The 19,869-nt window shown below is 42.1% G+C and carries 14 protein-coding genes; 6 read left to right on the top strand and 8 right to left on the bottom strand.

The window, feature by feature from the left end:
- Positions 1-10: 10 nt before the first annotated feature.
- Positions 11-1,012, bottom strand: a complete 1,002-nt coding sequence (locus AC5W14_RS04230) for a LacI family DNA-binding transcriptional regulator (protein WP_496060002.1) — start codon at positions 1,010-1,012, stop codon at positions 11-13.
- Positions 1,013-1,263: 251 nt separating this feature from the next.
- Between AC5W14_RS04230 and hisD the strand changes: the two genes are divergently transcribed.
- Positions 1,264-2,541 (top strand): histidinol dehydrogenase, encoded by a 1,278-nt coding sequence (gene hisD / locus AC5W14_RS04225; protein ID WP_496193745.1) that lies wholly within the window; start codon positions 1,264-1,266, stop codon positions 2,539-2,541.
- Between the two features lie 78 nt (positions 2,542-2,619).
- On the opposite strand, the gene AC5W14_RS04220 is transcribed toward hisD, so the two are convergent.
- From AC5W14_RS04220 to AC5W14_RS04210, 3 genes are read right to left on the bottom strand one after another with little or no spacing between them, the layout of a single operon-like run.
- Positions 2,620-3,165 carry a hypothetical protein gene (locus tag AC5W14_RS04220; RefSeq protein WP_496193744.1) on the bottom strand — a complete coding sequence of 182 codons (546 nt, stop codon included), beginning with the start codon at positions 3,163-3,165 and terminating at the stop codon, positions 2,620-2,622.
- 27 nt (positions 3,166-3,192) lie between these two features.
- Complete coding sequence (locus AC5W14_RS04215) at positions 3,193-4,419, bottom strand: NADH:flavin oxidoreductase/NADH oxidase family protein (RefSeq protein WP_496193743.1); 1,227 nt, start codon at positions 4,417-4,419, stop codon at positions 3,193-3,195.
- 36 nt (positions 4,420-4,455) lie between these two features.
- The gene (locus AC5W14_RS04210) at positions 4,456-5,262 is read right to left on the bottom strand and encodes an alpha/beta hydrolase (protein ID WP_496060006.1); all 807 of its coding nucleotides are present in this window, start codon (positions 5,260-5,262) and stop codon (positions 4,456-4,458) included.
- A gap of 249 nt (positions 5,263-5,511) precedes the next feature.
- Between AC5W14_RS04210 and AC5W14_RS04205 the strand changes: the two genes are divergently transcribed.
- From AC5W14_RS04205 to katG, 3 genes are all read left to right on the top strand, one after another.
- The gene (locus tag AC5W14_RS04205) at positions 5,512-5,946 is read left to right on the top strand and encodes a DUF1801 domain-containing protein (RefSeq protein ID WP_496193742.1); all 435 of its coding nucleotides are present in this window, start codon (positions 5,512-5,514) and stop codon (positions 5,944-5,946) included.
- 67 nt (positions 5,947-6,013) lie between these two features.
- A complete protein-coding gene (locus AC5W14_RS04200) occupies positions 6,014-6,898 on the top strand; it encodes an alpha/beta hydrolase (RefSeq protein WP_496193741.1) in 885 nt (294 codons plus the stop codon).
- Positions 6,899-7,299: 401 nt separating this feature from the next.
- Positions 7,300-9,495 (top strand): catalase/peroxidase HPI, encoded by a 2,196-nt coding sequence (gene katG, locus AC5W14_RS04195; RefSeq protein ID WP_496060009.1) that lies wholly within the window; start codon positions 7,300-7,302, stop codon positions 9,493-9,495.
- Between the two features lie 67 nt (positions 9,496-9,562).
- Here the strand turns inward: katG and ppsA are convergent, their stop codons facing one another.
- On the bottom strand, positions 9,563-12,178 hold the full coding sequence (ppsA, locus tag AC5W14_RS04190) for a phosphoenolpyruvate synthase (RefSeq protein WP_496193740.1): 2,616 nt from the start codon (positions 12,176-12,178) through the stop codon (positions 9,563-9,565).
- 256 nt (positions 12,179-12,434) lie between these two features.
- Here ppsA and AC5W14_RS04185 point away from each other — a divergent pair, with 256 nt between their 5' ends.
- Positions 12,435-12,986: an alpha/beta fold hydrolase gene (locus tag AC5W14_RS04185; RefSeq protein WP_496193739.1), complete on the top strand. Its 552-nt coding sequence runs from the start codon at positions 12,435-12,437 to the stop codon at positions 12,984-12,986.
- 92 nt (positions 12,987-13,078) lie between these two features.
- Here AC5W14_RS04185 and AC5W14_RS04180 read toward each other — a convergent pair whose 3' ends face one another.
- A complete protein-coding gene (locus AC5W14_RS04180; RefSeq protein ID WP_496193738.1) occupies positions 13,079-13,612 on the bottom strand; it encodes a DinB family protein in 534 nt (177 codons plus the stop codon).
- Positions 13,613-13,656: 44 nt separating this feature from the next.
- Here AC5W14_RS04180 and AC5W14_RS04175 point away from each other — a divergent pair, with 44 nt between their 5' ends.
- Entirely contained in the window at positions 13,657-14,229 is a 573-nt protein-coding gene (locus AC5W14_RS04175; RefSeq protein ID WP_496193737.1) for a YdeI/OmpD-associated family protein, read from the top strand.
- A gap of 1,090 nt (positions 14,230-15,319) precedes the next feature.
- Here the strand turns inward: AC5W14_RS04175 and AC5W14_RS04170 are convergent.
- Both AC5W14_RS04170 and AC5W14_RS04165 read right to left on the bottom strand, forming a co-directional pair.
- The gene (locus AC5W14_RS04170) at positions 15,320-18,667 is read right to left on the bottom strand and encodes a DEAD/DEAH box helicase family protein (protein ID WP_496193736.1); all 3,348 of its coding nucleotides are present in this window, start codon (positions 18,665-18,667) and stop codon (positions 15,320-15,322) included.
- A gap of 25 nt (positions 18,668-18,692) precedes the next feature.
- Positions 18,693-19,868: a restriction endonuclease subunit S gene (locus AC5W14_RS04165; protein WP_496193735.1), complete on the bottom strand. Its 1,176-nt coding sequence runs from the start codon at positions 19,866-19,868 to the stop codon at positions 18,693-18,695.
- Between the last annotated feature and the right edge of the window lies 1 nt (position 19,869).

Here is a 19,869-nt window from a genome sequence, read left to right as displayed (position 1 = left end):
GTCGGAAAGGTTATCGTTTAGGACCTGTCGTATGGCGAATCATTAACTTCGGCTGTAAAGTCAGCGTCATTTCCTGAATGGGCTGATGTTCCTCTTCCATCATATAGATAAGATGCTCTATTGCATGAAGGCCCATCGGTTTTTTGGAGTCATGGGTAATGGTCGTCATTTGAATCCCCGCATGGGCCGTAATATCAATATTATCCATGCCGCAGATACTGAAGTTATCCGGAATCGCGTACCCCATTTTCATCAAATAGTTCTGGCAGAAAAGCGCCATCGAATCTGTTGCTGCAAAAATAGCTGTTGGTTTATTATCCAAAAGCAGAAGGCTGTCTACTGCCTCCATTACCGATGGTTCTGTCGTATCAGTCTCCTTGATCCATTCCGGATCCACCTCATGATTGACAGCCCGCATGGCTTTTTTATATCCTTCCAGACGGCCCTGAAAGGTAGAGGCAAGCGTCTGCCCTCCAATCCAGGCAATCTTCGTATGACCAAGCTTTAACAAATGATTGGCTGCCATCGTGCCGGCTCTCTCGTTATCTATTTCTACGAAATTCCCTCCTGCCTGATGCCGTCTATTAAACATTACAAATGGAACACCGGAGCTTTTTAATTCTTTGTAAATAGGGTCTTCAAAAAAGATGGAAGATAGAATAATACCGTCTACCTGCTGTTTTAACACTTCTTCGTATACGGAGATATTATCTCCCTGGTCTTCAAAATATACCAGTGTATGATACCCCTGCTGTTTGGCATATTCAATGATTGCCATCGTTGTATCAACGAAAAATGGATTATGTAAATGGCCAGTGATAAGAGCGATCGATTTTGTTTTTTGCTGCTTTAAGCTGCGTGCAATTAAATTCGGTCGGTAATTTAACGATTTCATTGCTTGCTGCACCTTTGCCACTGTCTCTGCATTCACTTTTGACGGATCATTAAGCACCCGCGACACCGTAGACTGTGAAACGCCGGCTGCTTTTGCTACATCTTTGGAAGAAGCCATTTTTACATACCTCTTTCATTTTAATTAATACGTATTCATAAATATGTTAAAAGTTCAGCGGCAATTTGTCAATCAGGATTAGCGCGGAACAAATAAGCTGTATAAGTTCATTTCATAAAAACACTATATTAACAGGACTAAAACCGATACCAACAGTTTTATTTTCTTTTTATAACAATGGTATTTACATAGAAGCGTTTACATTCTATAATGACTACGTATTCATACTAAACGTAAAGGGCGGATGCAACGTGGCAATTTATATAAAAGAAGGACAGTCGGATCAGCAGAAGCAGGAAGCGAGCACCAAAGTGGAACAGGCGGTAAACGGCATTATCAAAGATGTGGAAGACCGGGGGGACGATGCAGTCCGGGAACTTTCCGAAAAATTTGATAAATGGAGCCCTGAAAGCTTTTTACTCTCGTCTGAAGACATCCAAACTATTATAGGAGGACTCCCAGATCAGGTGATAGAAGATATTCAGTTTGCTCAAGAGCAGATCAAAAATTTTGCGCAGCATCAGCGAAGCTCCATTCAGGATATTGAGGTGGAAACGAGACCGGGTGTGTTTCTCGGACATAAGAATATTCCCGTTAACAGCGTAGGCTGCTATATTCCCGGCGGACGCTACCCTATGGTCGCCTCTTCCCACATGAGCATTCTTACTGCCAAAGTAGCAGGAGTAAAGCGTGTGATTGCCTGTACGCCTCCAAGCAATGGCGAAGTGCCGGCAGCAACAATTGCCGCCATGCACATGGCAGGAGCCGATGAAATCTATCTTCTTGGCGGCGTCCAGGCAATGACTGCGATGGCAATAGGAACAGAGAGTATTGAACCAGTTGACATGATTGTCGGGCCGGGAAATGCATTTGTCGCTGAAGCGAAACGCCAGCTGTTCGGCAAGGTCGGTATTGATTTACTCGCCGGTCCAACAGAAACACTCGTTATTGCTGACCATACAGCTGATGCAGAAATTGTCGCTACCGATATACTGGGACAGGCCGAACATGGACCGACATCACCAGGTGCGGTCATTACCACCTCCCGCCCCCTCGCTGAATCACTGGAAGAAGAAATTGCCAGACAACTGCAGACACTTTCCACTGCGGATATAGCGGAAGCCGCTTGGAGAGACCACGGCTCTATCCTTTTAGTGGACACGCTGGAGGAAGCTGTAGTGGAGGCAGATAAGCTGGCGTACGAGCATGTCGAAGTGCTTACCGAAGATCCCGATTATTTCCTGCAGAACCTGACCAACTACGGCGGGCTGTTTCTTGGACAAGAAACAAATGTTGCTTACGGAGATAAAGTAATCGGCACCAATCACACCCTCCCTACAAAGCAGGCAGCAAAATACACCGGCGGCCTGTGGGTTGGTAAATTTCTTAAAAACTGCACCTATCAGCGTGTGACGGAAGAAGCGAGTGTCGAAATCGGAAAATACGCGGAAAGACTGTGTGAACTAGAAGGCTTTATGGGTCATAAAGAACAGGCATCACTAAGGATTAGACGCTACGAAAAGAAATAACTGCAGACGAAATATTTCCTTATCAGCAGTAAACAAGCAGAGGCCCAGCGCCTCTGCTTGTTTACTGCTATCGTCTTATTATTTCCAGATTTTCCTGTACTTCTGCTGGTACTTTTCCCTGTCTTCTATGTTGATCAATTTTAACGCTTTTTCCTTAATAGAGGTATCTCCTGTTTCATCATAAAGCATCCTTAACCCTTCCTGAATGTCAGAACGAATCAATGTATCATTTTTCTCAGAGATACATTCACGGAACCGGTGTTCCAACGCTTCCACGACGGTTTCTTTTTGACGAGGCCCGCCAAGTCCTATCCTCCAGAATGACTGAAGCGTATGACGAGCCGTAACAAACCTGGGATCTTTCGTTGCGTCGTACAGGTCCGAAAAAATAGGGAAAATCCGTTCTTCCGGATCGCTTTTCGCCAGTCGGCACAGCATCTGTGCCGCCGTGGAACGGCGATGGGGATCACTGTGTGTTAAATCCTGAACAAAACTATCCCAGACGTCATAAGACCATTTATTCTCTTCTTCTGCCGCCGCCAGCACATCGAGAAAAGCCTGATATCGGATTTGTTTATCTTCATGGTAAAGATCGTCAAATGCTTCCGTTAACGCTTTATCCATTTCATATCCTCCTATCATTACCGTTGGTTAAGCCCGTCGCTTCATCAATACGCCTTTTCCATTTTTCCACACAGTCAATCCAAGCGACAGCAACGGCGAAAAAGACGGCTTCGTTCTTTCACCGCTTCCGAGTCGGTGCAGCTGCTGCGCGTACCAGGTTAGTTCCAGAATGCCTTTGGAATCGATAAAAGAAATTCCTGTCTTAATTGGTTTAATGGAAAAATCAGAGGCCCTTCCCAGGAGCAGCTGATTGGCATAGTCCGGGTACACCGCAAGCGGACGGGCGATACCAATAAAGTCGGTTGCCTGATTCTGCAGGGCTTCATTCATCCCATGCAGGGTCCGGAACCCCCCTGTTACGATAAGCGGTACATCGCTTTGCTGCTTCAACGCTTCGGCATACTCCAGAAAATAGGCCTCTCTTACGGCGGTGGAAGCCCGTACGCCTTTTCCTGTCATTTCAGGACGCTCATAGGTTCCGCCGGATATTTCAATTAAATCCACCCCCAACCGATCTAATTCACCGATCACATATCGCGATTCTTCTTCAGAAAAACCGGCTTTCATAAAGTCGGAGCTGTTAATTTTTACGCCAATCGGAAAATCCGGGCCCGTCTTTTCACGGGCTGCCATATAAATCTCCCGAAGAAAACGGAAGCGGTTCTCTATCGGCCCTCCCCACTGATCGGTGCGCTCATTATGACGCGGTGAAAGAAACTGGCTGATTAAGTACCCATGCGCCGCATGAATCTGAACACCTGTAAAGCCGGCCCGCTTTGCAAGCTCTGCAGTACGGGCAAATTTATCGATAATTCCCAGAATTTCTTTCTCTTCCAACGCCCGGCACATCGGAAAAAACCGCTGCAGAGCCGGTTCAAAAGGAACAGCAGACGGTGCTACCGCTTCTTCCGCCACTCCTTTAATGACCTGCTTACCGGGATGATTGATCTGCATCCACAGCTGCGTGTTGTGCTTCTTCCCGGCTTCCGCCCATTTTTGAAAAACCGATAGGTGTTCCGCATTTTCCAACACCACATTTCCCGGCTCCCCGAGTGCCCGAGGGTCAACCATCACGTTTCCTGTGATGACGAGGCCGCTTCCTCCTTTTGCCCATGTTTCATAAAGAGTAAAAAGTTTCTCTGTCGGAAGATGATTTCTTCCGGCCATCGCTTCGCTCATGGCTGACTTTACAAGCCGGTTTTTAAAAACGGTCTGTTTAATGGAAAAAGGATGATTTATGGTAACCTCTGTCATGTAATTTGCTCCTTGGCGGCTTGTCTTTATTTCTAATTATACGCGTTCATTGATCCAATCGGTAACTTCCTCATAAATAGCATATTTAGATGGTTCATTAAAGATTTCGTGCATCAAAAATGCATAAATCTTCAGTGTTTTATCTTGGGAAGCTGTGTCGGCATAAAAATCCCTGGAGTCTTTTTCTGCAATGAGTCCATCTTCATTGCCATGGAGTACAAGTACCGGGTCCGTGAAGTCCGCCGACCGGCGTTTAAGCCACTCGATACCAGGCGGGAACACATTCAGCAGACCGGCGGAAATTTTCTTTTCCACCAGCGGATCATTTTCATAGGCCTTCACGACTTCAGGGTCGCTGCAGACCCCGTCCCCAAGTGCATTATCAAAATAAAAGTCATCCGGTTTATCTATAGGCATCGGACCGAAAATTTCTTTATTGTACCTCGTTAATGCACCGGATAAAATAATACCCTTAACGCTTCCCGGATATTTTGTACCAAAAGCTGCTGCGGTAAAGCCGCCCATGCTGTGCCCGATTAAAAACACCGGCAGGTCCGGATTTTCTGTTTTGGCGGTATCGACCATTGTTTTTGCATCATCCGGCATTTCATTAAAATCGCTGAAATACACGCGCCGGCCTCCGGAACGGGCGTGTCCTCTCTGATCGTAACGGTACACCGTTACGTTGTGCCCCACCAACGTTTCTGTTAGTGCTTCGTAGCGGTCCATATGCTCTGCGAGTCCGTGGACAATCACTGCGGCCGCTTTAGGCTGTTCTGCTGGATTTTTTTTGCTGAACAATTCTGTTCCATCAAATGCTTTAACCTTTCGTTCCTCTGCCATGTTGACTCCTCCATTCGTTTGTCAGGATGATTCATGAACGATTTCTTCAATTGCTCTTTATATTCTGGAAAACAAACGGTTATCCCTTTTTCACGAGCATAAAATGTTTGCGTGAAGGAAGAATTCATCGTTTCTAACTTTGTCTCGATCCTACATACGGTTTCTCAAAAAACGCCTTTGATTTTTGAGAAAAATACGCTTAGGATGAGAAGAAAGAGCTGTTTGAAAACGAGGAGGAGGTGCTACCCTATGTCTGATATAGAGCAGTATCTGGAAAGCGTAGAAGCAAAATGGAAAGAATCGTTCCTGACTCTGAAACAAGTGATCGATCAAAACCTTCCTGCTGGTTTTGAGTTAAAAATACAGAATGGCATGCCATCCTACGTAGTTCCTTTAGCTTTTTATCCCGAAGGTTACCACGTTGAAAAAAATACTCCTCTGCCATTCATCAGCCTGGCTGTACAAAAAAACCATATTTCTGTCTATCATATGGGTATTTACGCGGATCGGGAATTATTGGAATGGTTCCAAAATGAATACCCGGCTCATATGGATACAAAATTGAATATGGGAAAAAGCTGTATTCGTTTTACGAATCCAAAAAAAATCCCGTATCAGTTAATGGGAGAACTAGCTTCTAAATGGACATGTGAAGAGTGGATTAAACGATATGAAGGCAAATAAGCAGAACCGGCACTGTTATGAAAAGCAGCTGATATAATACATGTATCTTTTACAAGGAGGAGTTCAAATGCATGCCTGGAAAATGCAGATAGGCACCACTGTGCTCCGCTCGCTGCAGAAGCCGCTGAGCCGGTTTTCTCCTTTTCATATTATGCCGCCTTCGATGAATACGACAAATAGATCCTACATGGTCGAAACAGCCGCTGGGTTTACGTCTGTTCATATTTACTATCCGCAGACAGAACCTGACACGCATTTACCAGTGTTTGTGAACCTGCACGGAGGCGGATTTTTCATGGGACGCGCTCGTGATGACAAGGGATGGGGAAAATATGTGGCCGGAAAGACGCCCTGCGCTGTCGTTAATGTAGAATACCACCTGGCCCCCCACACACAATTTCCTATTTCTCTCTTTGAGATCCGTGATGTTCTTTCCTGGCTGCATGAGCACAGTTCCGCGCTTGGGCTTGATATGAAACGCTTTTCGCTTGGCGGCCACAGCGCCGGCGGCAATCTGGCTGCAGCTTCTGTATTATTTCTTCGGGACGCAGGCCTTCCCTTACCCCGGATTCAGATTCTCGATTCTCCGATTCTGGACCTGTATACGAATCCCCGCTGCAAACCGGCTATTTCCGGCGCGATTCCCACAGCGGTGGCGGACTTATTTGCAGCAAGCTACTTAAAGGAACATCAGGACCGTCGCCACCCTTATGTTTCGCCTCTTTATGCGACGTCTTTGGAAGGAGTTCCGCCTGCTCTTTTATTCACACCTGAATTTGATTCACTCGCCCGCGAAGCACAGGATTACGCTTTCCGCTTAAAAGAGGCCGGCACCACTGCATCTTTTCATACGTTTCCCGGCACCTTTCACGCGTTTACTCATAATGGAAGAAAAGAGCCCGCTCACCAGGCATGGAATCTTATCATTAACACGCTGCGCATCTATTTATAAACGAAGCCGCTCTCGTGCATTCATTTTTGCAGATTCTGAGAAACAAGTGATAATGCAGCGGCAGCATTCTCATTTGATCATTCCTTTCTCTTCCTTTGGTAAGGCTCCCGCCGCTCTTTTCCGTGCTGATTCATAAAAGTCCGGGTACGATCAGCTGAATATTTTACGGGTACTTGTTTAAATAATCCATCTGCAGGGCATGTGTACAATAAGCTTTGCTTTTTTCCGGACTTTCCATGTAATTTTCCGAAAATCCTTCTTTTTACTTTTTATTTGCGTTATAATTTATTATAATTACAATGTAAGAATTAATACAGCCTCTTAGCATTTCAGTATGCATTACCAAAGGCTGGATATCTTTGCTGTTTTATTTTTTAAAATAGAAAGGGGAATGTACGAATATGTCAGATAACGGAACCGGCGGCCAGTGTCCATTCACGGGCGAGGGCGCCCCAAGCAAACCAGTAAGCGGAACAAAAGGAACAACAAATAAAGATTGGTGGCCAGGTCTTCTCGACCTGAACGTTCTTCACCAGCACGATACGAAGACCAATCCACTCGGAGAAGACTTCGACTATACAGAAGAGTTCAAAAAGCTGGACTATGATGCGATGAAGAAGGACCTTCTTGATCTAATGACAGACAACCAGGACTGGTGGCCTGCAGATTACGGACACTATGGTCCATTTTTCATCCGTATGTCATGGCACTCGGCCGGAACATATCGTACAGCTGACGGACGCGGCGGCGGCGGAAGCGGCTCACAGCGTTTTGCTCCTTTAAACAGCTGGCCTGATAACGGAAACCTTGATAAAGCACGCCGCCTTTTATGGCCAATCAAGCAAAAATACGGAAACAAAATTTCCTGGGCTGACCTTCTTGTTCTTGCCGGAAATGTAGCGATCGAATCCATGGGAGGAAAAACCATTGGATTTGGTGCCGGACGTCCTGATATCTGGAGCCCGGAAGAAGACGTAAACTGGGGACCAGAGAAAGACTGGCTCGGCGATGAGCGTTATTCCGGTGAGCGCGAACTTGAAAATCCTTTAGCCGCTGTTCAAATGGGCTTAGTTTACGTAAACCCTGAAGGTCCAAACGGCAAGCCGGATCCTGCAGGCAGTGCCCGCGATATCCGTGAAACGTTTAAGAGAATGGGAATGAATGACGAAGAAACAGCAGCTCTTACTGCCGGCGGCCATACGTTTGGTAAAGCCCATGGCGCAGGTGACCCATCTCACGTGAGTGAGGATCCAGAAGGCTCTCAGCTTGAGAATCAGGGCCTTGGCTGGAAGAGCACCTACGAAAGCGGAAACGGTCCTTACACGATCACAAGTGGGATTGAAGGCGCTTGGACACCTACTCCAACGACATGGGACCTAAGCTATTTTGATATGCTGTTCGGCTATGAGTGGGAACTGACAAAGAGCCCGGCTGGCGCGTACCAGTGGGAACCTGTTTCTCCTGATGAAGACCACCTTGCGCCAGACGCTGGTGATTCTTCCAAGAAAGTAAAAACAATGATGACAACAGCTGATATGGCTATGCGTGTAGATCCGGAATACGAAAAGATCTGCCGCCGCTTCTATGCGAATCCAGACGAGTTTGCTGACGCATTCGCCCGTGCCTGGTTTAAGCTTCTTCACCGTGATATGGGTCCACGCGACAGATACCTCGGACCGGAAGTACCGGAAGAAGTATTTATCTGGCAGGATCCTGTACCTGAAGTAGATTACGAACTCAACGAAACAGAAATTGAAGAGCTTAAAGGAAAGCTGCTTGATTCCGGCCTTTCTGTAAGCCAGCTTGTTAAAACAGCATGGGCTTCTGCAAGCACATTCCGCCATTCCGACAAGCGCGGCGGCGCAAATGGTGCACGTATCCGTCTTTCTCCACAGAAAGACTGGGAAGTAAATGAGCCGGAAGAACTTTCCAAAGTGCTCAGCAAATTGGAAGAGATTCAAAAAGGCCTCGACAAGAACGTCAGCATTGCTGACCTGATTGTTCTCGGCGGAAGCGCGGCTATTGAAAAGTCTGCGAAAGAAGCAGGCTTTGACGTGAAAGTACCATTTACTCCGGGCCGCGGCGACGCGACGCAGGAGCAGACAGACGTAGAAAACTTTGAAGCGCTTGAGCCGGAAACAGATGGTTTCCGCAACTACCAAAAGAAAGAGTATACTGTTTCTTTTGAAGAGCTGCTTGTTGACAAAGCACAGCTTCTTGGGCTTTCCGCTCATGAAATGACTGTATTAGTCGGTGGTATGCGCGCTCTTGACGCAAACTACAAAGGCACGAAGCACGGCGTCTATACAGACCGTCCCGGCGTTCTAAGCAACGACTTCTTCGTGAACCTTATGGATATGAGTGTAGACTGGAAACCGTCAGAAACCGAAAACGGCATCTACGAAGCATATGACCGCAAAACAGGTGAACTTGTCCGCACAGGATCAAGAGTAGACCTTGTCTTCGGTTCTCATTCCGTTCTCCGCGCTCACTCTGAAGTGTATGCGCAGGACGACAACGAAGAGAAATTTGTTAAAGACTTTATTAAGGCCTGGGTTAAGATCATGGACGCAGACCGTTACGATGTTAAAAAATAAGTAAAAATAGAACCGGGCTCTCCTGTTATTGCAGGAAGCCCGGTTTTTTATGGCTGAAACGCTTTTGTTATAATATTTCAATATACCCTTCTGTCCCATTCACACGTATTCGCTGTCCATCCTTTATAAGGCTAACCGCATTCTCCACGCCTACTACTGCCGGAAGACCATATTCACGGGCGACAACAGCTCCATGGGTCATCAGCCCGCCAACTTCAGTGACCAGGCCTTTTACTAGTAAAAACAACGGGGTCCAGCTGGGATCGGTATAAGAAGTGATTAGTATATCCCCTTCATCCATATTGGCCATTTCCATAGTCAAAATAACACGGGCCCGTCCTTCAATTATGCCGGATGAAACAGGTAGACCGACAACAGCTCCACTTGGAAAATCCTCTCGTCTGTATTTTCCGTTAATGATTTCACCATTGGAAGTAATAACGCGTGGAGGCGTCAGCTTTTCAAAAAAGCCATACTCTTCTTTTCGTTCATGCAGAATAGAACGATCTAGTTTTTTCACGCGTGCAACTTCTTGAAATTCTTCAAAAGTAAGATAGTAAACATCTTCTTTTTCCTGAATTACGCCGGCCCGTACAAGCTTCTCTGCTTCTTTCAAAAGCGCCTGTTTATAAAGAAAGTACCGATTCACCATGGCGTATTTCGGATATTCCCTGTAACCAATAAAGTGGCGGATAAGATCTATTTTTTGTTTAGCTTCTGCCGCCTTTTTCTCTCCGTCCGGTAATTCTTTCAGCCGCCGCAGAATATCCTGTTCTTTTTTCAAAGCTTCCTGCTTTCCCTTTTCAAACTTCCTAAAGGAAGCGCCGGGCTCAAAATTTTTAATATTGTTTAGAAGTATGGACACAAGAGTAAGGGGGTTTTCACTCCAGCGGGCTCGTGTAATATCAATCTCTCCGGCACACCGCATTCCATACTTTCTAAGGTATTGATCAATAGCACTTTTGGCTTCTTCTCCTCCATCAAAAAGCAACAGTTCCTCTAAAAAAGAATTGTCCTTTGCACGCTCCAGGCAGTCAATCACTTCTGGATACGGACGAATTACATCTGCGGCGTCCAATAACTCCAGGCCCATTTTAGACGTAATATTATAGGCTGCAGATTGAGAAAGAACATCCGCTGCATTTTTTTCACCCAGCCATTTGTTCACGTATTCATTGATCCAGGCTGATGCATTCATTGCTGTCGTAATGACCCCCAGACTTTGCGGATCAAATAAATTTTTCTTTAACTGCTGAATATCTTCCAAAATAAAATCAAATACATCCGCCCCTGAAATCGTTTGAATGTGCTGTTTTACTTTCTCTATCGAAGTTTCGCTGCCTTTAATTAATTCGGAAACTAATGCTGGACCGGGTTCACTCTGCTCAGCGTCTTCCTCAAACGAGTCTTTTTTCCTTATAGTGTCGGCATTCTTTGCTCTTGTATCATCGAACTGCAAGGGAATAATGCCTCCCCGTTCTATTATGGTCATCAGCGCGTCTTTTATGAGCGGATCGGATTCTCCCAGGGTGTTTACCAGCATATTTCTCAAAGTCGGTGTACTTAGGCTTTTTGAAACATCCACAAATAATCGTCCCCCTGCTTTATGCATTGGAGCATACGTGGTTAACAGAAAAAAGGACAACCCGAGTGGCTTTATTGGATCGGTCATCATTTGTTGATGACCGACTGACACGTAAACACGATGGCCCGCCTCTTCCGTTTTAGGAATGGGATATAACGTCGTAATTGGACGGCTTTGCACGATATAAAAGACATCACCTTCTAAACACCATTCAATATCCTGCGGACTGCCAAAGTGTGCTTCGATCTGCCTTCCTATTCGTTCCAGCCGGCCTATCTGTTCATCTGTCAGTACGGATTTTTTTTGCTGTCCTTCAGCGATCTGCCGGATTTCTGTGCCACCCTCTTTGGATCCATAAACCGCTGTTTTTTTAACCGCTCTCATTTTCTCGGTGATTTCCCCGTCCTGTATCTTATAGTGGTCGGCAGACACCAGACCGACTACAAGGGCGTCTCCAAGTCCAAAAACAGCGTCAATAGCCAGCTGCCTTCGGTTGGATGTAATCGGATCTGCAGTAAACAAAACGCCTGAAGCCTGAGGGTATGCCATTTTTTGAATAATAACAGATACAAATACTTTTCTGTGATCAAACCCGTTCTGCATTCGGTACATAACCGCACGGTCCGTAAACAATGATGCCCAGCACCTGCTGATATGCCATAGAACTGCCTCTCTGCCGATAACATTTAAATACGTCTCCTGCTGTCCGGCAAACGAGGCATGGGGTAAATCTTCAGCTGTTGCGCTGGATCGTACAGCATACGCCTGTTTTTCGCCGAATTGGGTAAAACCATGACTAACGGCCTCCATTACATCAGGAGGAATATCTGTTTCCAACATAATACTTCGGATATCCCTGCAGACTTCACTAATCCGTTTCTGATCCTCTATTTTCATAACAGCAAGCTGATCCAATAATATATCGAGCTTTTTCTTATGATCAAAAGCTTTTCTATAGGCATCTGTAGTCACACAGAATCCGTCGGGAACTTGTATGTCTTTCATCTTCACCAGTTCGCCTATATTAACACCCTTCCCCCCGACCTCATATTTCCTTGTTTTATCAACTTCCTGGAACTTCAGCACATAAGATATCATATCTGTCCCTCCCATTTATCGTTATCTGCTTTATAAAAAAAGCCTCCGTTTTATTAATCATACGCATTTAATAAATGATTAACAGTCTGATAATAATCCTCTGCCAATGGTATAATAAAAGTAGAGAAGGACAGTTGCCGATTACTTATCGCAGTTGTCCTTTTTTTGTTTTAAATATAAAGCGCTCATACATAATGGCAATAACGGGTAGTATATAATCACCAGCCTTCCTGCCGGCAGAAAGGAGGAGAAGGAAATGACAAAACAGGTGCTGTTCATTCATAGTGCAGGACCCCAGAAGCTTCACGAGGGGAGCAGTGGTTTGACAGCATATTTAAAAGAAGTACTCGGGGCGGAATACCAGCTGCTGACCCCGGAAATGCCCTATCCGGAAGATCCCAGGTATTCCCTCTGGAAGACGCAGCTTGAAAAAGAGTTTACTGGACTGGACCGTGAGGTGATTCTTGTCGGCCATTCGTTGGGAGGATCCGTTCTTGTTAAATACCTTGCCGAAAAAACGGAGATCCCAGTGATCGCTGGATTGTTTTTAGTTGCCGCCCCTTACTGGGGAGAGAGAAAAGGGTGGCAGGCGGAAGAGTTTAATTTTCCTGGCGATTTCGCCTCCCGACTTCCTTCCATCCGCAGGATACATCTTTACCACAGCCAGAATGATGAGATAGTACCATTCTCTCACCTGGAATACTTCAAAACCCAGCTTCCCAATGCAGAAACCCGTATTCTCGAAGGCCATGACCATACGTTTCAACATGGGCTGCCCGCTCTTGTCGATGATATTCAAAAGATATAAATCAAGCTTTTATACGCAGCAAAAAAAGCTCTGTACCGGTTAAACCCAGCTCAGAGCTTCTTTTACGTATAACACTGGAATGGGATGCTTGATTACTGCTTCCCGGAGGTCGCGTAATTAAACCTCGCGTACCCTATCTCGGAGGCATTTTTCATCAGCTCGAGGTTCAGCCACGAGGCTAATTTATGAAATTCCACTTCGTTGTTAAAAGGAAAGGAGCTGTACTGGCGGCTCGTCCATTCCTCCTCCGTTAACTGGGAAAGCTTTTTTTCCCATCTATCAGCCAGGTCATATAAATGAGCTTTTATTTCTTCTGCATCAGCCGTAACTTCTACATCCTCTTTTGTTAAATTCCCTTCTTCAAAAGAATGGTTAAAGACCATTTCCCACCAAAAAGTGATATGCCACAGGGTCCATGCAATACTTGGTGGTCCTATCTCATAAGACTCTGTTTCAGGCAGTTCTGCATACCATACTCCTTCTGCTTCTTTAATATACAGACTGCTTTTCGACGGCCGCCACATGTATTCTTCCTGCTCCAGCGAAGAAAGGTGATAGTCCAGAAGCTCTCTGGAAATACTGAATTGAAATTGAATATTGTCTTTTAATGCATCATTATTATTCATATACAAATCCTTTCTCGTACAACTCTATATAAGGATGTGTCTACATGGAAATTGAAAATTTAATTCTGGTAAAAACAAGGCAGGAACTTAGAGATTGGCTTGAAACGCATGCTGAGTCAGAAAAATGCTGCTGGATCATTGTAAGCAGAAGTAAAACAGCAGAAGCCCTTCTATACCTGGATGCTGTGGAAGAAGCGTTATGTTTTGGCTGGATTGACGGCATCGTAAAGAAGCTTTCGGATACCGGTGAAACAGCACAGAGGCTCTCCCCGCGAAAAAAGAAAAGCAACTGGACGGAGTTAAATAAAGAGAGAGTAAGAAGACTGGATAAGCTGGGCTTAATGAAAGAAGAAGGGCGCAGGGTTCTCCCCGACATGCGGCCGGAATCTTTTACGATTGACGAAGAGATTGAAAGCCGCCTTAAAGAAGAGAAACAGGTATATCAGAACTTCCTTCATTTCCCTGAACTGTACCGAAGAATTCGAATTGATACCATCCAATGTTATAAAAATGACCCTGAGCTTTTTTATAAACGATTGGATAAGTTCGTTGAAAACACGAGAGAAAATAAAATGTACGGGCAGTGGAATGATAATGGCAGGCTGCTTGATTATTAAAACGAAGTTTATTTTTAGTTTAAAATAAAAAAGCCCCTCTGCCTATAATTAGGACAATGGGGAATTAATTGGTAACTTTAAGCTAAATTTACCTAACATTATCTTTCCTCTTTCTTAAATTCCTAAAATTGAGATCTCTCATTTTACGGTCCCTAATGTTGATTTTTCTGTTTTTCGAATTCCAAATATCACCTTCCCTAAAATTAAAATTCCTGAATTACAGATTGACTATGAAAGAATTACAAATGACTATTCAAAATATGGTTGGACTTTAACTGAGCAAATTAGTCTAGCTGATTATCTTAACAATGATTTATTAGATGTTCCCTTAAAAGAAAAAGATGAATATTTTTATAATTATTACTCACATAGAAGTTGGGAATACTATTATGAAACAAAAAAGCTAATACTTGAAAATATTTCCCCAAAATGGAAAGAGGCAATGGAAGATTGCTTTGATTGATTTGAACAAGACAAATATAGGTTAACTATACCTATATTATTTTCTGTTATTGAAGGCGAAATTACTACCACTTTTCACACGGATGAATATGGATATTGTTTATTTAAATTTATGAAAGAAGAGGTTAAAGAAGAAAAGGAAAAGTTCACTAAGATTGCTATCTATTCTGTAATCCACTGCTTTAAAAAAAGAATTATTCGCAAGCCATAAATTCCAAAAGAGTAGAAAGAGTCTTATAAATAGGAACTGGGTTCTTCACGGCCGAGATGAATCGATGTACTGCAAAAAAACCGACGCCCTTAGATTGATTAATGTATTATCTTCTATTCAGCTTATTAAAAACATCAAAAAGTATAATGACTTTAAATATACTTCATTTTCTTTCTTACTTTTAATTTCTATATACTTTTATTGATTATATTTTGTTAGCTAAGCTTTTATCTGGAGTACGACTATATTTAAAAAGACCATTAATAGAAATTGAATTAACGGTCTTTTTGAATATTTACTTGTGTTTAATAGTATGACTATCAACTTAAAAGATTAGAATCTTTCATTTTTCTTTTTGCCACATTTGTGCATTCTTATGCAATCATAACGTCAATTTTTTTATATAAGCATCATTTCCTATGCTTCTTCATCATATTCTAAATTTCTGTTAATTTCATCTACTACGCTTATAACTTTTCTGGCGTCTTCAATGTTATCCCTAAATAATTCAAAGACACTTCCTAAGGAACGAAAAGGGTCTTCTTCCAATACCGTCTTTTCTAGGTATCCGTTTTTCACTACATAATCTATTATAAGTCTTACAAACTTAATTTGATTTGTGTTTAACCTTTCAGATGAGAGAAACTCAGAAAATGCTTCGTTTGCTGCTTGTTTATCCAAACCTAATATCTGTCTCACGAGCTTTGTAACCGGAGTAGTTCCAAATTCATTTTCATACTCTTCCTTAGAACCTAATTCCACCCATAATATTTCTTCTAGTAACTTCACATCCTGGGCTGTTAATAATTTGTTGTTTCTAAGTTTATGAATAGCAATTTGATCTTGGTGTTCTTTAAGATACTGATTCACTCTTTTACGATAATTTTGCAATTCATTGGTTCCGTATATTTGGCCGCCCTCTGAAACAACGGTTTCAAAAGTGTCTTGAAAATTAGTGAAGTAATCTTTTTGATATTCACGTTCCAAAAATTTCACTAATTCACGAATCACAATCCGGACTTCATCCAATTCAAAAATAGTTGCTTCTTCCCAAAATTCTTCTGATTGGACTTTTACCAATGTCTCTTTATTACGGTTAATTTGAGGGATAGTACCCAACCTAGCTAAGTTTTCCGATGTACTAATTACGCTTCGGATAGGTTTAGTTGCCTTGTTAGCTGTCAAATAGGCCAATTCGATGTTGTACATTACATTATCGAAACGCTTAGCCATCTCATCATCTTCCTTTAACAAGATAAGTGGAGAGAGGTGTTCTTTGATTTCATTGACATTCGCAACTGACAAAGCGATCCAGTTTTCTTTGTTTTTATACTTATGAACATACTTCAAATGCATCCGAACTTGGAAGTTATCTTCATTTAAACGTTCAGTCTCACCCTTTAAATCTTCTACTAATATTTGACGGTATTGGATATACACATCTTCTTGATAATCTAATGCTTGCAGTTCTTTCGCAATAGCTAACTTCAATTCAAAAATTCGCTGTGTAAGACTTACGGTGAGATTGCCCTCAATACCTCTTTTGTTTTCACGAAAAAATTCAAAATTGCGCAGGTAATCGAATACTTGAAAATACTGTTTATCCTGAGCGGGTCCAAATAAATTTTCACATAATCGGGTGCCTCGCCCAATCATTTGCCAGAATTTTGATTTGGACCGCACTTTTTTAAAGAATACAAGATTAACTACCTCTGGAATATCAACTCCTGTATCCAGCATATCAACCGATACAGCAATATGTGGACCTTTATCCTTGGTAGAAAAGTCAGAAATTAAAGTATCTACATAATTAACATTATAATCGACCTGGCGGCAGAAGTTACCACTGTAGTGGGGATAAAGTTGATTGAACCGTTCTACAATTCTTTTGGCGTGCTTAGAATTCTTAGCAAAAACGATGGTTTTTCCTAACCTATCGCCTCCTTCTACCTTAACGCCTTTTCCCATTACCTCACTGAGTACTTGGTCAATTGTGTTGTCATTAAATAACCACTTATTCACTGCCTCGCTGGTAATAGCATCTCCAACATTTTCATCTTCCTCAAATGTTTCTTCATACATATCTTTCTCTTCTTCTGATAATTCATCGTAGCGTAGACCATCGTCCATAAATTTGGAAGTGGATTCTATTGTGCGGTAATCCACTAAATAACCGTCATTCACAGCCTGTTCCAGTTCATACGCATACGTAGGATTCCCGCTTTCTAAACCAAAAATGTCATATGTGTTCTTGTCAATTTCATCTTTAGGCGTTGCTGTCAAACCAAGTAAAGTGCCATCAAAATAGTCAAAAATAGACTTATACTTCTTATAAATGCTCCTGTGACTTTCATCAATAATAATTAAATCGAAATGACCTACTGTAAATAACTTCTGACCATCTTTACGCTTGGCGTCATCAATAGCATTCATCATCGTCGGATAAGTCGAGAAGACCATCCGACTTAATTCCGGATCATCTTTATTATCCAGCAGATTACATAAACTCATAGAAGGTAGCAAATCGTTAAAGTTTTTTTTCGCCTGCTTTACCAAAGCGGTTCTATCTGCCAAGAACAGAACATTTTTCACCCAATTGTGGCGCACTAACACGTCTACAATGGAGATAGCTGTCCTTGTTTTACCGGAACCGGTAGCCATTACTAAAAGTGACTTGCGTTCTTTTACTCCAATAGCCTCACAGACATTCGTTATAGCTTCTTTTTGATATGGGCGGTTGGTAATAGTATCGCTGATTTCAATATTATTTAAAGGACGCTTAAATACCCTTCTTGTAATTAACAATTCTAAATCGCTTTTTGTATAAAAGCCGGACACCTGTCGCTCCGGATATTCCACGTCATCCCATAAACGTGTATCAAATCCATTGGCAAAGAAAATAATAGGTCTTTGACCGTGCATTTTCTCAATACAATCGGCATATAACTTAGCCTGCTGCTTTCCTTGGTAAAGGTCAACAGATGCTCTTTTAGCTTCCACTACGGCTATTGGTTTTCCATTACCACCCAATAGCACATAGTCAACAAATCCGATGCCGCGCTTATTTGGCATTCCACTTACTTCATATTCTTCAAGAATGTCACGGCCAAATTCCCATCCGGCTAACTTTAAGTCCAAATCTATGTAAAGCTTACGAGTTTGGAACTCTGAAATTTCGTCTACTTGATAGTTATAATCTTGAGTGTTCTGTACGCGATTTTTAGTTAACTGTTTCTGCAAATCTTCATTTTGTTTTATCATTTCTTCCAGTTTTTGATCTTTTGAACTTAATTTATCATAGAGATCCTGGTACTCTTCTGGCCTTTTGCGCGTCTCATTCCCCGTCAGTAAAAGCGATTCATCAAACTTAGCTCCACTGTATTCTTCTGAATAGCAGTAATCAATCCAATCAACAAACTGGTGAAGGTTTTGCAGTGCCTTCACTGCTTCATTCCGGGACACTCTGGAATTGGTATGGACGGAGACATTGCCTAGTTTTATAATAAATCGAATCAACGAGAAAAGATCATTATCAATGATGTCCCTAAAACTCCGTTCGTGGACAAGGCTGGATAAGTTATCTTGATAAGGAACTTTCAATTCTTTATCTGTGCTATACATCCACTTAACAGCTAATTCCAATGCCCGCCGGGTTAAGATAGCACACGTAGCCGGGCTGACTTGGAGGCTTTTTTCGGCTTCCAGACAAGCAACAGAAAAGGTTCGATATTGGGATTTTAACTTTATAAATGAAAAGTTTGACATTCACTAACCTCCTTAGGTACTGTCGTTAAATTATTTCTGTAAGCTCAATCTCCTTAGGTCTTTCCATTTCAAAAAAATCCTGCATTAATGCTTTAAAAAGAAATTCAAAATCATCTAAGCTTTCTTTTAATAACTGTTTCTGCTCTTCATTTTTAGCAATTATGTCACTAAATTTATTTTGTAAATCATTAGGCGGAAGAATTACTTCAAATTCTTTGATTAAATTTAAATTCAAATTAGGTTGATTTCCTCCACGTCCAAGATTTCTAAGCGTCTCGTACTGTATCATCAATTGATACCAAATAAAGATGTTGTTAGTGTTGATATTTGGAAGTAAAGCAGCACAAGCTTGATTCGTACTTGTAGGAAAAGTAAGAATTCCTGACTTCCCTCTAGTTTTCCCTTGTCCATACATAGCTATTAATATAGTATTCGCAGGAAAAATTTTTAAATTAGTTTTTTCTAATGCTAATGAGGTAATAAATTCTTCTGTTTGATTAATAAAGTTATTTTTCACCTCCGCTGTTTTAACCCACGGAATAGTACCTTCCTTCCAATACATTTCATTCTTTCGACTAGGGGTTAAACCGGTTTGCACTTTAAACAATTCGCCTAGTTTCCTTTTAGTATATTTATTTTTAGGATCATTAGGATTTCCAAACATATCTAGAAATATACTTTTAGACAAAGAAGATAATGCTGAAATTTGCTGATTTCGTAAATTAATTAGTGATTTAGTCTTTTGTAACATTGCTGCTATTTTTTTCTGATGCTCCATACTCGGAAGAGGAATTTGAATACTTTCAAAGTATTTTTTAGTGAAATGCTTCATCGTGGAACCGTGCATATAATTTAGCGCTCTATTAATAAAGAATTCCACAGCATATTTAAAATAACTTTTATCTATGGTTTCTTTATCGAATTGCACTTTATATATATGTTGGTTTAATACAGCTTTTTCTTTATCCCATTCATAAACGCCAATACTAGCAGACCAGGAAATCAGAATATCACCTTTCTCAACAAAGTATTTATCATTTATTTCTTCAGAGTTAAAATAGTTATAATCAGCATCAGGATTATTTAAGTTTTGTATCCTAATTATAGGATATCCTTTTATATCCCAATGATTTGGTTTAAATGCATATCCGTTTATAAAAGTTGCAATATCCCCTAGATATTTTACTTTATAATTATTCATT

It is taken from the genome of Sinobaca sp. TMA16-18 (assembly GCF_059510535.1).
The sequence above is the reverse complement of the archived record's forward strand: the minus strand, read 5'-3'. Positions and strand labels throughout refer to the sequence as shown.

Coding starts and splice junctions, on each gene's coding strand:
- AC5W14_RS04230 (WP_496060002.1), bottom strand. CDS start 1,012: ATGGCTTCTTCCAAAGATGTAGCAAAAGCAGCCGGCGTTTCACAGTCT.
- AC5W14_RS04220 (WP_496193744.1), bottom strand. CDS start 3,165: ATGGATAAAGCGTTAACGGAAGCATTTGACGATCTTTACCATGAAGAT.
- AC5W14_RS04215 (WP_496193743.1), bottom strand. CDS start 4,419: ATGACAGAGGTTACCATAAATCATCCTTTTTCCATTAAACAGACCGTT.
- AC5W14_RS04210 (WP_496060006.1), bottom strand. CDS start 5,262: ATGGCAGAGGAACGAAAGGTTAAAGCATTTGATGGAACAGAATTGTTC.
- AC5W14_RS04205 (WP_496193742.1), top strand. CDS start 5,512: ATGTCTGATATAGAGCAGTATCTGGAAAGCGTAGAAGCAAAATGGAAA.
- AC5W14_RS04200 (WP_496193741.1), top strand. CDS start 6,014: ATGCATGCCTGGAAAATGCAGATAGGCACCACTGTGCTCCGCTCGCTG.
- katG (WP_496060009.1), top strand. CDS start 7,300: ATGTCAGATAACGGAACCGGCGGCCAGTGTCCATTCACGGGCGAGGGC.
- ppsA (WP_496193740.1), bottom strand. CDS start 12,178: ATGATATCTTATGTGCTGAAGTTCCAGGAAGTTGATAAAACAAGGAAA.
- AC5W14_RS04185 (WP_496193739.1), top strand. CDS start 12,435: ATGACAAAACAGGTGCTGTTCATTCATAGTGCAGGACCCCAGAAGCTT.
- AC5W14_RS04180 (WP_496193738.1), bottom strand. CDS start 13,612: ATGAATAATAATGATGCATTAAAAGACAATATTCAATTTCAATTCAGT.
- AC5W14_RS04175 (WP_496193737.1), top strand. CDS start 13,657: ATGGAAATTGAAAATTTAATTCTGGTAAAAACAAGGCAGGAACTTAGA.
- AC5W14_RS04170 (WP_496193736.1), bottom strand. CDS start 18,667: ATGTCAAACTTTTCATTTATAAAGTTAAAATCCCAATATCGAACCTTT.
- AC5W14_RS04165 (WP_496193735.1), bottom strand. CDS start 19,868: ATGAATAATTATAAAGTAAAATATCTAGGGGATATTGCAACTTTTATA.